Genomic DNA, 13,935 nt, shown 5'->3' with positions numbered 1-13,935 from the left:
CCACCGCGCGAAGGCCTGGTGTACGGCCTCGTGCGACGGCTGTTCTTCCTGATTCCGCCCGAGCGCATCCACACGCTGGTCTTCGCGGTGCTGCGTGGCGCCACCGTCGTCGGCCTGACGCGGCGGCTGTTGCACCGCCTGCTTGGCCCTACCGATCCGGTGCTGGCGAGCACGGTGTTCGGGGTGCGGTTCCCGGGTCCGCTCGGGCTGGCCGCCGGCTTTGACAAGGACGGCAAGGGGTTGATGACCTGGGGCGCCTTGGGATTCGGGTACGCGGAGGTCGGGACCGTCACCGCGAACGCGCAGCCCGGCAACCCGCCCCCGCGGATGTTCCGACTGCCCGCCGACCGCGCCCTGCTGAACCGGATGGGCTTCAACAACCTCGGCGCCGGCGCGCTGGCGATCCAGCTCGCGCGTCACCGACCCGAGGTCCCGATCGGGGTCAACATCGGCAAGACGAAGTCCACGCCGGCCGCCGACGCCGTCGACGACTACCGGGCCAGCGCCCGCCTGGTCGGGCCGCTGGCGTCCTACCTGGTGGTCAACGTCAGCTCGCCGAACACGCCCGGCCTGCGCGACCTGCAGGCGGTCGAGTCGCTGCGACCAATCCTGTCGGCCGTCCTCGCCGAGACGTCGAAGCCGGTGCTGGTCAAGATCGCGCCCGATCTTTCCGACGCCGATCTCGATGATGTCGCCGACCTGGCTGTCGAGCTGGGCCTGGCCGGGATCGTCGCCACCAACACCACGGTGTCGCGTGTGGGCCTTCGGACGCCGGGGGTCGACGCGCTGGGCCCCGGCGGCATTTCCGGGCCGCCGGTGGCACGCCGCGCCGCCGAGGTGCTGCGCCGGCTCTATGGCCGGGTCGGTGATCGCCTGGTGCTGATCAGCGTCGGTGGCATCGAAACGGCCGACGACGCGTGGGAACGCATCACCGCGGGCGCGTCGCTGCTGCAGGGCTACACCGGCTTCATCTACGGAGGAGGCTTGTGGCCCAAGCGCATTCACGACGGCATCGCGCGCCGGTTGCGCGACGGCGGGTTCGCCTCGCTCAGTGATGCCGTCGGCTCGGCTGCACCGAAACGCGGTTAGTCGCGCTCCTCACCATGGTCGCGTAAACGGTCTAGTGGCCTCATACTCCAGTGCCTCCCATTCGCGCCGCAGACGCTGGTGGAAATCAAACAAATCCATCAACTCCGCGAAAGACGCGCCACGAGTTGATGCTTCGTCGAGAGCGGCGAAGAGCGCCGCGACTGCGTAGGGACGCGCGGCTACTTCTGTTCGTAGATGCCGTGAATGACGGCACGCGCGATCGCGTGCTGGAAAAGGTTGAAGCCGAGGTAGGCGGGGCTGGCGTCCTCGGCGAGGTCCAGCTTGTCGACGTCCACGGCGTGCACCGCGATGTAGTACCGGTGCGGCCCGTGCCCGGGCGGCGGCGCCGCACCGATGTAGCGGCGCATCCCGGCGTCGTTGACCAGCGTCAGCGCGTCACCGGGCAGGTCGCTCCCGTCCCCCGCCCCCGCGGGCAGTTCGGTGACGTCGGCCGGCAGGTTGGCCACCGCCCAGTGCCAGAACCCCGAGGCCGTCGGCGCATCGGGGTCGTAGACGGTGACGGCGAAGCTGCGGGTCTCCCCCGGGAATCCCGACCAGCTCAACTGCGGGCTGACATCTTCTCCACCCGCGCCCATGATCCCGCTGACCTGTGGCTTGGCCAGCGACTGGCCGTCGGTGATCGACTCCGATGTCAGGGTGAACGTCGGCAGCTGCGGCAGCGCGGCGTACGGGTCGGGCGCGGTGCTCATGAGCGATCCTCTCGTTACGTGTCGTGTCTTCAGCAGTGCGTCAAGAAGTGTGCCAGCACTTCGGTGCCGAACCTCAGCGCGTCAACGGGTACCCGCTCGTCGACACCATGGAACAACGCGGTGAAATCGAGGTCCGGCGGCAACCGCAGCGGGCTGAAACCGAAACAACGAATACCCAAGCGCGCGAACGACTTTGCGTCAGTGCCACCGGAGAGCATGTAGGGCACCGTGCGGCCATCCGGGTCGAGGGCCAGCACGGCGGCGTTCATGGCGTCCACCAGGTCACCGTCGAAGCTCGTCTCATAGGACGAGAAGTCTTTGATCCACTCCCGTGTGACGTCCGGGCCGAGCAGTTCGTCGACCTCGGCCTCGAACGCCTCCTTACGGCCCGGCAGGATTCGGCAGTCGACCACCGCTTCCGCGACGGCCGGGACGACGTTCGCCTTGTATCCGGCCTTGAGCATCGTCGGGTTCGCGGTGTCGTGCAGCACGGCCTTGAGCATGCGGGCCATCGGGCCGAGCTTTTCGACCGCCCCCGCCAGGTCGCCCGACTCGACGTCGAACGTCAGCCCGGTCTCCTCACTGACGGCCGCCAGGAACTGGGCGACGGTGTCGGTCAGTACGAGGGGAAACTGGTGCCGGCCCAACCGGGCGACCGCCTCGGCGACGGCGGTGACGGCGTTGCGGTCATGCACCATCGATCCGTGTCCGGCCGGGCCGCGGGCAGTCAGCCGCATCCAGGACAAACCCTTCTCGGCGGTCTCGATCAAATAGAGCCGGCGTTCGCCCCCGTCGCGGCGGGGCACGGTCAACGAGAAGCCGCCCACTTCGCCGATCGCTTCCGTGACGCCCTCGAACAGGTCGGGCCGGTTGTCGACCAGCCACCGCGCCCCGAAGGTGCCGCCGTGTTCCTCGTCGGCAACGAAGGCGAACACCAGATCCCGTGGCGGCACGATCCCGGCCTGCTTCAACCGCCGGGCCACCACGATCATCATGCCGACCATGTCCTTCATGTCGACCGCACCGCGGCCCCAGACGAAGCCTTCCTTGACCGCGCCGGAGAACGGGTGCACGCTCCACTCGGCCGGCTCGGCCGGCACCACGTCGAGATGACCATGGATCAGCAATGCGCCGCGCGAGCTGTCGGCGCCCGCGAGGCGGGCGATCACGTTGCCGCGGCCCGGAGCACCCGATTCCACATATTGGGGCGCATACCCGACCTGGGCGAGTTGCTCGGCGACCCACTGCGCGCACTCGGCCTCGCCCCGCGTCGTCTCCGGTTCACCGGTGTTGGTGGTGTCGAATCGGATCAGCCTGCTGACGACCTCGACCACGTCGTCACTCGGGCTGTTCGGGAACTCGGTCTGGGCGGTCACAACCACCTTTCCTACCATTGCCGGGGCCGCCGGGCTCGGTGCTGAGCGGCCCGGCTGGGTTGGGCGCGCGTGAGACAATCCGATAGCCTTAGCTGCCAACCCATGCGGTTGGTTTGTCCGAGTGGCGGAATGGCAGACGCGCTAGCTTGAGGTGCTAGTGCCCTACTAATGGGCGTGGGGGTTCAAGTCCCCCCTCGGACACATCCGGCGACACGACTCAAGTCGGCTGTCGCCTTGACTTGTCGCAGATGGGGATCGTAATCAAGACGCGCGATCATCGACGACAGCACATCGTCGCACGGGGCGGTGATGTGGTCGTCGATGGCGCGCCCGAAGTAACCGTAGGTGAGCGCCACCATCGATCGCCGGAGCCTACGCCCCGCTTGTGTGTCCATTCGGCCAATGGTGCGTCACGCCCGGCTGCACCACCCGCTTTGTCATGCGGTCAGCACTCGTATAGCTCCCTGCAATTGTGCGAGAGATCTTCTATGTCGTCGTCCGAGTTTGCACTGGTGCAGAAGTCGACCTTTTTCTTCCACGACGGCTTATTGCCGGTATATCCAATGCACGCCCAGTGCATTCCAGGCCCTGAGCAGCATTTGCTAGAACCACAAGCGTACCACCCATCGGGACAGCCCGACGCCGCCATAGGAAGGGCCTTCGTCGTCGCGGTTTGAAGGATGGTCGCCGTCGTCGCGGCGGCAAAGGCTTTGGCGAAGAGCGGGAAGAAATCGCGCTGACTGTGCGTGATCATGCCGCCATCTGCAGTGATCGTCGGAGTCTTTATCCAGCCCCGCGCGGTGCGGACAGAGAATGCGGTGAGGTGGGCGAACCAGAGCGCCGTGGGTGCAGCCGCGAAAGTTCCCGTCGCAAGAGCGATCCAGCTTGAGCCGGTCAAGGAGACTGCAATTGCGGCAAAGATCCATGTCCCAAGCGCGGCGAGGAACGATTGACGCATGCACGCGCCACAACGGCCGAGCTTGGCAGCGACCAATTCTACGAATCGCGTCATGATTGATTTTTCCATTCGCAACCCCCGTCGGCTCCGCGTCGCAAGCCCGCCGTGCGAATTACGCAACATAGAAATCCCCCTCATCACTATTGTCGTACGTGTCAACGATCAGACTTTCCTACCCTCGGCGCCCCCACAAGGGTCTTTCGGCCTTGTATGCCTGTATGCCGACTCGAATGAGTCCGCCTGATCTGTCCCCGCCGTCTGAGCCGAGGTCGCAATTGGCTGTGGCCAGCTTGCAGGTAGGGTTGCTATAGGGGTCGAGAAGTGGCTCCTCCGCTGCACGTTCGGCGCACAGCCGACACGAACAACGCTCTCCCCCAATGCAGTACGTCTAGAGCCGGGCGTACCGATAGGCAATTCTCATTCCCCGCGTTGACAGGTCAACCGCATGCATGATGGTGCCCACGTAGGCGTCGAGATCGACCTCGACGCTTTGTGGGCGGCCGTGCCCTGCCCCACGCTGGTCATCGATCGCGAGGGAATCGTGCGGGCGCTGAGCGGGTCGGCCCAGTCCCTGCTGCCGGGAGCGACGCAGGGCGGCCGGATCGACGAGTCCGTTGACTGGCTGGCGCGCGCACATCACCGTCTCGTCCAGCTTGAGCCCGCCGCCGTGGATCGGGACGCGTCCGTCGTCTCGGGAACCGTGGGGAGTCGGAAATTCGACGCGCACGCAGCGGTGCTGCCCAGCGGTGAGGTGGCGTGGTCGCTGGTCGAGGACACCGGCCAGTTGTTGCGGGAGGCGCAAGAAGCGCTGGCGCGCGAGCAGGAACGCACGGCGATCCTGCTCGAGGCGTCTTCGGTGTTGAACGCGTCGCTGAACGTCGACCGCTGCCGGGAAGCGACGGTGCAGATGGCCGCCCGACACCTGTCGGACGCGGCGGTGCTGGTGGCCCCCGCGGGCCGCGGCCGGCGGCTGCCGGTCTTCTACAGCAGCGCGGCCGGGGCCGTTGAGCAATGCAGCGTCGACGCCGACCCAGCGGTGGTGGCGGGTTTGAGCGAGGCTCTGCACGGGTTCCCACCCGTTTCCTCGGGCTGGATCGATCCCGTGACGGTACCCGATTGGCTTGTACCGCAAGATTTCTCGGGCCCGGTGGGGTCCGTGATGATCCTGACGCTGCCCGGGCACGGGGTTTCGGCGGGGGCTCTGGTGTTGCTGCGGCGCACCGACCGGCCGGTGTACAGCGCGGACGAAGAACTCTTCGCCGGCCTGTTCGCCGCGCGTGCCGGGGCGGCGTTGTCCGCCGCACGCCTCTACGCCGAACAGGCCGCCATCACCCGCACCCTGATGCGTGACCTGTTGCCTCCCCCGCTGCACGGGCTGCACGGCATCGAATTCGCCGGCGGCTACCGGGCTTCGAAGGATTACGAGGTCGTCGGCGGCGACTTCTATGACTTCCATCCCGCCGCGCGCCCCGAGGACGAGACGCTGGTGGTGCTGGGCGACGTGTGCGGTAAGGGGCTCGAGGCCGCCGTGATGACCGGCAAGATCCGCAACACACTGCAGGCCCTGACGCCGCTGGCGCAGGACCACGAGGGTGTGCTCACGCTGCTCAACCGCGCCATGTTGTCGTCGGACCACACCCGGTTCGCCACGTTGGTCCTGGCCTCGGTCGCCTACCGGGACGGCCAGGTAGTGCTGCGGTTGACCTGCGCCGGGCATCCGCCGCCGTTTATCGTGCGCGACGACGGGCAGGTGGAAGAGGCCAACACCAAGGGCACGCTGGTCGGCGCGCTGGAGCGCATCACCGTGCAATCGTTTGAGACTTCCCTGGCGCCGGGCGAGACGTGCGTGCTGTACACCGATGGCATCACCGAGGCCCGCGGCGGTCCGCTGGGCGATGACTTCTTCGGTGAGCAGCGCCTGGCGGCCGCACTGACCGGATGTGCCGGAATGCCGGCCGAAGCGGTCGTCGAGCGCGTCCTGATGCTGGCCACGCAATGGGTGGGGCAACGCGTGCACGACGACATCGCGGTCGTGGCGATCACCGCCCCGCAGCGCACCCACCTCAGCGCCGTCGACGGCCACACCCGGGGCAGGTACGTGGCATGAGGTCCTACGACACCGATATGACCGCCCCACGCGCTACCGGTGCCGCCGACGAACTCGCGATCCGCGAGCGGCTCTGGGGGGCCCTCGCGGACCGGGACGAGTACGCGGCGGCAGCCACCGTGTTCGCCGCAATGGATGCGGGCATGACGCCCGAGGACGTGCTGCTGGAGGTGATCGCCCCCGTCCAGCGCAAGGTGGGCGCGGAATGGGCCGCCAACCGCGTCAGCGTCACGCAGGAGCATGCGGCCACGGCCATCAACGACCGCGTCATCGCCGCGCTGGCCCACCACCCCACCAGCAAAGTCCCGGCCCAGGGTGGTCGAGTCACTCTGGCCTGCGTGGACGGTGAGTGGCACGCTTTGCCCGCCCGGCTGCTGGCGGAGGTCCTACGGCTGCGTGGCTGGCAGGTCGACTTCCTCGGGGCGCAGGTCCCGACGCCGCACCTGATCGCCCACCTGCACCAGCACGGACCCGATGTCGTGGCGCTCTCCTGCTCGATCCCCACCCGGCTGCCCAACGCGCACGCCGCGATCATCGCGTGCCAGTCCGCCGGTTTCCCCGTCCTGGCCGGCGGGGCCGCGTTCGGCCGCGACGGCCGTTTCGCCCGGCAGCTGAACGCAGACGCGTGGGCACCCGACGCGCGGACCGCCGACGAACGCCTGCGCCGCGGATTCCCCGCCGTTCGACGCACTTTCAGCCGCCAGCCGGTCAATGACCTGCCGCATCTGGCCGACCAGGAGTACACCATGGTGAGCCGGAGCGCGGGTCAGCTGGTCAAGTCCACCGTCGCCGATTTGGAGGACCGCTTTCCCGCCATGCGCGCCTACTCCACGCCGCAGCGCCGGCACACCGTCGAGGACGTCGCCCACATCGTCGACTTCCTCGCCGTGAGCCTGTACACCGACGACGACGCGCTGTTCGCCGACTTCATCACCTGGACGGCCGACATCCTCGCCGCGCGGGGCGTTCCGGCGGCGTCGCTTCATCCCGCGTTGGATTTGCTGGATGCACAACTCAAGGAGTTCCCCCGCAGTCAGCGCCTGCTGCGCACAGCAAACGATGCCCTCGGCGCCATCGCCGGCCCGGGAGCGTCCCGATGAACCTGTTCCTGAGTGTCGCCGCGACAGGGCGATCGGCCTGCGTGCAGGTCTCCGGCGACCTGGTCTACGAAACCGTCGACGCCATGGTGGACGCCGCCGGTCAACTACTCGCCCGGCAGGCCGCCCTGGCTGACCTGCATCTCGACCTCTCCGGACTCGCATTCTGCGATTCCGCGGGTCTGTCCGCCCTGCTCCTGGTCCATCGCCGCAGCTGTCGGGAGGGCGTGCGTCTGCACCTGGACCACCGACCGGGATTCCTCGATCGCATCCTGGACGTGACCGGTACGTTCGAGCATCTCGTCACCGCGTCCCACTCCGATGTGGGGACGGCGAGCCCGGACCGGCGCGATCAGAACACCCCAGGAGAATCCCGGGTTCGCTGACCGGCGGCCGCCACGAAAGCCCGTAGGGTGGAATGCGACCGATGACACCCAATGGATTCCTCCGGCGCACTGCGACGCGCACGTTCGGCGACCGTCGCGAGGCCGGTCACGCGCTGGCCGAACAGCTGATGTCCTATCGCGACAGGGATGACGTGCTGGTCTTCGGGCTGGCCCGCGGCGGCGTCCCGGTGGCCTGGGAGGTCGCCGCGGCGCTGCACGCACCCCTGGATGTGTTCCTGGTACGCAAGCTCGGGGTGCCGCGCTGGTCGGAGCTCGCGATGGGCGCGGTGGCCAGCGGAGGCGGCGTCGTGATGAACGACGACGTGGTGTCCAGCCTGCGCATATCCGACGAACAGGTGCGCGAGGTGATCGAGAGCGAGACAGCCGAACTCGCCCGCCGCGAGGACGCGTACCGGGGCGGGCGCCCGGCGGCCGACCCGCGCGACAAGGTGGTGATCTTGGTCGACGACGGGATCGCCACCGGCGCCAGCATGCTGGCCGCCGTCCGAGCGGTGCGAGCCGCCGGACCCCGATCGATAATCGTCGCGGTCCCCGTGGGACCGCCGTCGACCTGCCGTGAGCTCGAGCTCGAGGCCGACGAGGTGGTGTGCGTGACGATGCCGCCCGGGTTCGAAGCCGTCGGCCAGGTATACGGCGATTTTCACCAGGTCAGCGACGACGAGGTGCGCGCGGCGCTCGCCACGCCCACCGGCTGAGTACTACTTGGCGGCCTCGTCACCGCGGCCCTCGGCCGGCACCGCCGACTCTTCGGTGGCCTCTGAGTCAGCTTCCCCCGGTTCGTGCGGGGCGTCCTCGGGATAGTCGACCGCCTCGTCGCCGGCCTCGGCCTGAACCTCGTCCTCGTGCTGGGCCGCTCCACCCGCGTCGCGCCGCTGCCGCTCCTGTAGCGCGTCGATGATCAACAGCACCACCCCGAGCACGCTGGCGCCGATGCATACCCAGGCCACCAACTCGTTGCTCGTGACCACGGCGAACACCAACGCGACGAGCCCGACCAGGGCCAGTACCAGCGCAATGATCAGCATCGGTCATCCTCCAAGCGGCGAGCGGGACAGCCAGTTCGTGTGCAGGTCTAGTGTGCCAACCGCGCAGTTCGGCGAGTGTCCGGCACGCCTGTGAGGCTAGTTGTTACCCCGATTGAATTGGTCGAATCCGCCTGCCTCGGCGCTGGAGTCGACGGGCGCCGCGGATCCGCGCTGGCCGAGCTCTTCCAGCTGCGATTCCAGGTAGGTCTTGAGCCGGGTCCGGTACTCGCGTTCAAAGGTGCGCAGCTGCTCGAGGCGGCCTTCCAGGACGGTGCGCTGCTGGTTGATCGTGCCCATGATCTCGGAGTGCTTGCGTTCGGCGTCGGCCTGCAGGGCGTCGGCCTTCTCCTGGGCCTGACGCAGCTGGGTCTCGGAGCGGGTTTGCGCATCCGAGAGCATCGCGTCGGCGCGCTGCCGGGCCTCGGTGACCGTGGTCTCGGCGGTCTGGCGGGCCTCGGTGAGGATCTGGTCCGCGTTGGCGCGGGCGTCGGCCAGCATCTTGTCCGACTCGGCCTTGGCGGTGCTGGTCAGCCGGTCGGCGGTGTCCTGGGCCAGGCTCAACACCCGAGCGGCCTTCATGGCCTGTTCCTCGTTGCTCGCCGCGGGAGCGGCGGGTGCGGCGACCGGTGCCGCCTTGGGCGCCGGCTCCGGCTCGGGAACGGGGATCGCCTGGGTGGGCGCGGCCGCGGGAGCGGCGCTGGCGCCACCGCCGGCAGCAAGCTCCTGGTCCAGTTCCTCGATCCGCTGACGCAGATCGCTGTTCTCTTCGATGAGCCGCGTCAGCTCGGCCTCCACCAGATCGAGGAAGGCGTCGACCTCGTCTTCGTTGTAGCCCCGCTTGCCGATCGGTGGCTTACTGAACGCCACATTGTGGACGTCGGCTGGTGTAAGCGGCATTGTTTCGTCCCCTCAAGTTCCTGTCTAACGTTCTGGAAAGTGTAGAACGCAGTGGTAGCCGTCGCGCAACTGCCGTCCATCCTGTCACACCAGGCGCGACGGTTGCTGTTTAGGCCAATAAATAAGAACCAATTTCAAACACTCAGGGCAATAAAATCCGAAACCTTAGAATTTTTAAATCGCAGGCACCAAACCGAGGCTAAAACGTGGCCGAACCGTCTCCAGGCTGGAAGGCGGCTCCCGCCGACGGCCGGATCGGCTTACGCCGCGGCGCCGAAGGCCAGCTGCATGCCGATGAACGCGACCAGCAGCAACACCATGATCGACAGGTCGAAACGGACCGCCCCGATGGTGAGCTGTGGGATCAGCCGCCGCAACAACTTCACCGGCGGATCCGTGATCGACATGATGATCTCGAGGATCACCACCGTGAAACCGGTGGGATGCCACTCACGGCTGAACGAGCGAATGAACTCGACGACAACCCGGGCGATGAGCAGCAGCCAGAAGATGAACAGCGCAAACCCAAGGATCTGAAAGAACAGCACCAACTGAAGAGCCCCGACCTTACCGATGAGAAGTCAAGCGCCGCGGGCTTTCGCGGCGCCTGCCAGCGTACCGACTCCGGGCCTCGGGCCACATCTCAGCCGGTCCGGCCACCGAAGCGGCGCCGAACCCGGCGCCGCTCAACCGCGGGTTATTGGTAAGCGTAGAAACCGGTTTCGGCGATCCGGCGACGCTCCTCGGGGGACACATCGACGTCCGCGGGCGAGAGCAAGAACACCTTGGTCGCCACCTTGTCGAAGGAGCCACGCAACGCGAAGGCCAAGCCTGCCGCGAAGTCGACCAGCCGCTTCGCGTCGGCGTTGTCCATGGACACCAGGTCCATGATGACCGGGGTGCCGTCGCGGAACCGCTCGCCGATGGTGCGGGCCTCGCTGTAGTCCTTGGGCCGCAGCGTGGTGATCTTCGAGAGCGGGTGGCCCTCTTCGAACATCATCGCCATCCGGCGCGGGTCCATCGCCAGCGCGCCGCGGGTGGAATTGCGCAACCAGGATCCGAAGCGCGGCCTGCCCATCTCGGGCCGCTCGAACTCGCGGGGGTGGACGGCGCCGTAGCGCGGCTCCTCCCCGTAGCCGCCGCGGTAGCCGCTCGGCGGCGGGTAGTCGGCGGGCTCGCGCGGGTCGTCGTAGTCACGCCCCTCGTAGCGGCCGTACCCGTCGTCGAAACGCGGCCGCGGAAAACCGCGGGAGGGCGCGTGGTCGTCGTAATACTCGTCGTCGTAGTCGTCCATCGGGGCCATACCGAAATAGGCCTTGACTTTGTGCAGTGTGCTCATTGCGTTGACCCCTTCTAGCCCCTGATGCTTGGTGTCAGTGATGAAGATGTGACTACAGTGACTTAATACGGTGACGGTAGCGGCCGGGGACCCAATAGCGCGGTACCGACACGCACACACGTCGATCCGTGTTTGACGGCAATTTCGAAATCGTCGGACATGCCGGCGGACAGGCCGACGGCGTTCGGATGGGATTCCAGGATGCGCAGGTGCTCGGTTCGCAGGCGTTCGAAGGCCGCGTCGGGACTCGATCCCAGCGGCGGAATGGCCATCAGACCGGCCAGTTCCAGGCACTTCGCGTCCTCGGTCTGAGCGCACAATTGGTCGACCGCTCCCGGCGCCGAGATGTCGACGCCGCCCCGCGTCTCGTCGCCGTCGAGGCTGACCTGGATGTAGACCCGCATCGGATCGGAGCGGCGGCCCTCGGCCAGGGCCGCCGACACGCCCCGGTCGAGCGCGCTGACGAGGTGGGAGCTGTCCACCGAGTGGGCGGTGTGCGCCCAGCGGGCAACCGACCGGGCTTTGTTTCGCTGAATGTGGCCCACCATGTGCCAGCGCAGGGCCGGTACGTCCGCCCGCGACGAGGCCGCTAAGAGTTTGGTGACTTCGCTCACTTTTGCCGACGCTTCCTGATCCCGCGATTCGCCGACGGCCCGGCAACCCAATCGCGACAAAGTCACGACATCGGTTGCTGGAAAGAATTTGGTAATCGGCAGAAGTTCGATTTCACCGACATTGCGACCCGCCGCTTCCGCGGCCGCCGCAAGGCGCGAACGCACGGCCGCTAATGCGTGGGTCAATTCCGTTTCGCGGTCGCTGTGACTCTCCGGGGCCCCACCCGCCATCGCAGTCACTCCATCCACACCAGCGAGGCCAGCCGCCCGGTTGAGGCGTCCCGGCGGTGACTGAACAACGTCGGGTCGGCCACGGTGCACCGCGGATCGATGTCGATGGCCGTGACACCCAACTGCTTTAGCTGGCAAGCGATTCCGGCCCGAAGGTCGAGTCCGGGGGTGCCCACCGCGGTCGTGGTGCGGCTGCCGGGCAGCGCGGCCTCCACCTCGTCGGCCATGGCGGCGGGCACCTCGTAGTTGCGCCCACTGACCGCCGGTCCCAGCAGGACCGAGATGTCTTCGACGTGCGCACCCAGCCCCAACATCGCCTCCACGGTGCGGGCCACCACCCCGAGCTGGGCGCCGACGCGGCCCGCATGCACCGCTGCGGCCACGCCGGCGCGCGCGTCGCCCAACAGCACCGGCACACAGTCGGCGGTCACCACGGCCAGCGCCAGTCGCGGGGTGCTGGTCACCAACGCGTCGGTGCCGTCGACGGCGCTCCGGGGCCCGTCGACCACCTCGACCCGATCACCGTGGACCTGATTCATCCACACCACGCGGTGGGAACCCAGGCCGATGGCTGCCGCCAGCCGATCTCGGTTGGCAGTCACCGCCGCCGGATCGTCGCCGACGTGGTCGCCCAGGTTGAAGGTGTCGAACGGTGGCCCCGAGACACCGCCCGCGCGGCTGGTGGTCACCCGCCGGATGCGCACGCTCACCTTTTCAGTATCCGGAGTGCACTGCCTGCCGGCGGGCAGCGCCATCCAGCCCCTGATTTTCGTGGCCGGTTTGTCGCGCACTGGCAAGCAAATCGAGACCCTCAGCGACGCATGAACGGCGGCACGTCGACGTCGTCGTCGTCACCGCCGATATTCAGCGTGGCGCCGTTGGTGTGGACCGGCACGCTGACGGCGTCGACGGGTTCGAACAGGGTCGAGGTGAGCTTGCCGGCCTTCGCCGACTCGATCCGATGCGCCCCGCCCTTCTCCGCGGCCGTGCCACCCACCACGGGCTTGCGGCCGGCGCCGGCGGCGTCGAAACCCGCTGCGATGACGGTGACGCGCACCTCGTCACCCAGCGAATCGTCGATGACCGTGCCGAAGATGATGTTGGCGTCCTGGTGGGCGGCGTCCTGCACCAGCGAGGCCGCCTCGTTGATCTCGAACAGGCCGAGGTCACTGCCGCCGGCGATCGACATCAGTACGCCGTGGGCGCCCTCCATCGACGCTTCCAGCAGCGGTGAGTTAATCGCGATCTCGGCCGCCTTGAGCGAGCGTCCTTCGCCGCGCGCGGAGCCAATGCCCATCAGGGCGGTGCCCGCGCCGGACATGATGCCCTTGACGTCGGCGAAGTCGACGTTGATCAGGCCGGGCGTGGTGATCAGGTCGGTGATGCCCTGGACGCCATTGAGCAGCACCTCGTCGGCGCTGCGGAACGCATCCATCAGGGACACGGCGGCGTCGCCCATCTGCAGCAGCCGGTCGTTGGGGATCACGATGAGGGTGTCGCAGCTCTCACGCAACGACGAGATGCCACTCTCGGCCTGGTTGCCCCGCCGCTTGCCCTCGAACGAGAACGGCCGGGTGACCACGCCGACGGTCAACGCGCCCAGCTTTCGCGCGATACTGGCCACGACCGGCGCGCCGCCCGTGCCCGTCCCGCCGCCCTCGCCGGCGGTGACGAACACCATGTCCGCTCCGCGCAGCAGCTCCTCGATCTCGTCCTTGGCGTCCTCGGCGGCCTTGCGGCCGACCTCCGGGTCCGCGCCGGCGCCCAGCCCGCGGGTGGAGTCGCGGCCGACGTCGAGCTTGACGTCGGCATCGCTCATCAACAGCGCCTGCGCGTCGGTGTTGATCGCGATGAACTCCACGCCCTTAAGACCTTGTTCGATCATTCGGTTCACGGCGTTGACGCCGCCGCCACCGATACCCACGACCTTGATGACGGCCAGGTAGTTATGCGGGGGGGTCATCATTCGTTTTCCTCCCTGGTGGGCTCAGTTCTGCGCGACGGGTTTCCTTCCCGAGCGTCCGCGATCCTCCCTGGCAAACCCTCAACCTCAACCATAGAGTTAGAGTTATGTCAAGTAGTTCC

The 13,935-nt window shown here is 67.7% G+C and carries 14 protein-coding genes, 1 tRNA gene and 1 pseudogene; 6 read left to right on the top strand and 10 right to left on the bottom strand.

Annotated elements, in window-relative coordinates:
• Window positions 1–18 precede the first annotated feature (18 nt).
• Entirely contained in the window at window positions 19–1,089 is a 1,071-nt protein-coding gene (locus tag A5758_RS14060) for a quinone-dependent dihydroorotate dehydrogenase (protein WP_197503943.1), read from the top strand.
• Between the two features lie 179 nt (window positions 1,090–1,268).
• Here A5758_RS14060 and A5758_RS14055 read toward each other — a convergent pair whose 3' ends face one another.
• The gene (locus A5758_RS14055) at window positions 1,269–1,799 is read right to left on the bottom strand and encodes a YbhB/YbcL family Raf kinase inhibitor-like protein (protein ID WP_067740826.1); all 531 of its coding nucleotides are present in this window, start codon (window positions 1,797–1,799) and stop codon (window positions 1,269–1,271) included.
• 29 nt (window positions 1,800–1,828) lie between these two features.
• On the bottom strand, window positions 1,829–3,193 hold the full coding sequence (locus A5758_RS14050) for a M20/M25/M40 family metallo-hydrolase (protein WP_067740824.1): 1,365 nt from the start codon (window positions 3,191–3,193) through the stop codon (window positions 1,829–1,831).
• Window positions 3,194–3,290: 97 nt separating this feature from the next.
• Between A5758_RS14050 and A5758_RS14045 the strand changes: the two genes are divergently transcribed.
• Window positions 3,291–3,376, top strand: a tRNA-Leu gene (locus tag A5758_RS14045).
• A 244-nt stretch (window positions 3,377–3,620) separates the two neighbouring features.
• Here the strand turns inward: A5758_RS14045 and A5758_RS14040 are convergent.
• The gene (locus A5758_RS14040; RefSeq protein ID WP_197503939.1) at window positions 3,621–4,202 is read right to left on the bottom strand and encodes a DUF3624 family protein; all 582 of its coding nucleotides are present in this window, start codon (window positions 4,200–4,202) and stop codon (window positions 3,621–3,623) included.
• 376 nt (window positions 4,203–4,578) lie between these two features.
• Here A5758_RS14040 and A5758_RS14035 point away from each other — a divergent pair, with 376 nt between their 5' ends.
• The 4 genes and pseudogenes from A5758_RS14035 to A5758_RS14020 form a co-directional block, all read left to right on the top strand.
• Entirely contained in the window at window positions 4,579–6,240 is a 1,662-nt protein-coding gene (locus A5758_RS14035) for a PP2C family protein-serine/threonine phosphatase (protein ID WP_067740820.1), read from the top strand.
• Complete coding sequence (locus A5758_RS14030) at window positions 6,237–7,340, top strand: B12-binding domain-containing protein (protein WP_067740818.1); 1,104 nt, start codon at window positions 6,237–6,239, stop codon at window positions 7,338–7,340. The genes A5758_RS14035 and A5758_RS14030 overlap by 4 nt, the downstream gene beginning before the upstream one ends.
• Complete coding sequence (locus A5758_RS14025; RefSeq protein WP_067740817.1) at window positions 7,337–7,723, top strand: STAS domain-containing protein; 387 nt, start codon at window positions 7,337–7,339, stop codon at window positions 7,721–7,723. The genes A5758_RS14030 and A5758_RS14025 overlap by 4 nt, the downstream gene beginning before the upstream one ends.
• A 32-nt stretch (window positions 7,724–7,755) precedes the next feature.
• Window positions 7,756–8,439 (top strand): annotated as a pseudogene (locus A5758_RS14020) (phosphoribosyltransferase); the annotation flags it as partial.
• A gap of 3 nt (window positions 8,440–8,442) precedes the next feature.
• Here A5758_RS14020 and A5758_RS14015 read toward each other — a convergent pair.
• The 7 genes from A5758_RS14015 to ftsZ all read right to left on the bottom strand — a co-directional run bounded on the left by A5758_RS14015 (window position 8,443) and on the right by ftsZ (window position 13,813).
• Window positions 8,443–8,769 (bottom strand): hypothetical protein, encoded by a 327-nt coding sequence (locus A5758_RS14015; RefSeq protein WP_067740816.1) that lies wholly within the window; start codon window positions 8,767–8,769, stop codon window positions 8,443–8,445.
• Between the two features lie 96 nt (window positions 8,770–8,865).
• Window positions 8,866–9,666 (bottom strand): DivIVA domain-containing protein, encoded by an 801-nt coding sequence (locus A5758_RS14010; protein ID WP_067740815.1) that lies wholly within the window; start codon window positions 9,664–9,666, stop codon window positions 8,866–8,868.
• A 260-nt stretch (window positions 9,667–9,926) separates the two neighbouring features.
• Window positions 9,927–10,217, bottom strand: a complete 291-nt coding sequence (locus A5758_RS14005; RefSeq protein WP_067740814.1) for a YggT family protein — start codon at window positions 10,215–10,217, stop codon at window positions 9,927–9,929.
• Between the two features lie 146 nt (window positions 10,218–10,363).
• Entirely contained in the window at window positions 10,364–11,005 is a 642-nt protein-coding gene (locus tag A5758_RS14000; RefSeq protein WP_067200795.1) for a cell division protein SepF, read from the bottom strand.
• 62 nt (window positions 11,006–11,067) lie between these two features.
• Complete coding sequence (locus A5758_RS13995; RefSeq protein ID WP_067200798.1) at window positions 11,068–11,850, bottom strand: YggS family pyridoxal phosphate-dependent enzyme; 783 nt, start codon at window positions 11,848–11,850, stop codon at window positions 11,068–11,070.
• Between the two features lie 5 nt (window positions 11,851–11,855).
• The gene (gene pgeF, locus A5758_RS13990) at window positions 11,856–12,560 is read right to left on the bottom strand and encodes a peptidoglycan editing factor PgeF (RefSeq protein ID WP_197503938.1); all 705 of its coding nucleotides are present in this window, start codon (window positions 12,558–12,560) and stop codon (window positions 11,856–11,858) included.
• 101 nt (window positions 12,561–12,661) lie between these two features.
• Complete coding sequence (ftsZ, locus tag A5758_RS13985) at window positions 12,662–13,813, bottom strand: cell division protein FtsZ (protein ID WP_066957092.1); 1,152 nt, start codon at window positions 13,811–13,813, stop codon at window positions 12,662–12,664.
• Between the last annotated feature and the right edge of the window lie 122 nt (window positions 13,814–13,935).

The sequence above is a fragment of the Mycobacterium sp. 852014-50255_SCH5639931 genome (assembly GCF_001665605.1).
Taxonomy (GTDB): domain Bacteria; phylum Actinomycetota; class Actinomycetes; order Mycobacteriales; family Mycobacteriaceae; genus Mycobacterium; species Mycobacterium paraffinicum.
This window is presented reverse-complemented; position numbering and strand designations above follow the sequence as displayed.

What these genes read in the sequence shown, in the direction of transcription:
- A5758_RS14050 (WP_067740824.1), bottom strand. Translation starts at nt 3,193, where the DNA reads ATGGTAGGAAAGGTGGTTGTGACCGCCCAGACCGAGTTCCCGAACAGC.
- A5758_RS14055 (WP_067740826.1), bottom strand. Translation starts at nt 1,799, where the DNA reads ATGAGCACCGCGCCCGACCCGTACGCCGCGCTGCCGCAGCTGCCGACG.
- A5758_RS14040 (WP_197503939.1), bottom strand. Translation starts at nt 4,202, where the DNA reads ATGGAAAAATCAATCATGACGCGATTCGTAGAATTGGTCGCTGCCAAG.
- A5758_RS14035 (WP_067740820.1), top strand. Translation starts at nt 4,579, where the DNA reads ATGCATGATGGTGCCCACGTAGGCGTCGAGATCGACCTCGACGCTTTG.
- A5758_RS14015 (WP_067740816.1), bottom strand. Translation starts at nt 8,769, where the DNA reads ATGCTGATCATTGCGCTGGTACTGGCCCTGGTCGGGCTCGTCGCGTTG.
- ftsZ (WP_066957092.1), bottom strand. Translation starts at nt 13,813, where the DNA reads ATGACCCCCCCGCATAACTACCTGGCCGTCATCAAGGTCGTGGGTATC.
- A5758_RS14030 (WP_067740818.1), top strand. Translation starts at nt 6,237, where the DNA reads ATGAGGTCCTACGACACCGATATGACCGCCCCACGCGCTACCGGTGCC.
- A5758_RS14025 (WP_067740817.1), top strand. Translation starts at nt 7,337, where the DNA reads ATGAACCTGTTCCTGAGTGTCGCCGCGACAGGGCGATCGGCCTGCGTG.
- A5758_RS14010 (WP_067740815.1), bottom strand. Translation starts at nt 9,666, where the DNA reads ATGCCGCTTACACCAGCCGACGTCCACAATGTGGCGTTCAGTAAGCCA.
- A5758_RS13995 (WP_067200798.1), bottom strand. Translation starts at nt 11,850, where the DNA reads ATGGCGGGTGGGGCCCCGGAGAGTCACAGCGACCGCGAAACGGAATTG.
- A5758_RS14000 (WP_067200795.1), bottom strand. Translation starts at nt 11,005, where the DNA reads ATGAGCACACTGCACAAAGTCAAGGCCTATTTCGGTATGGCCCCGATG.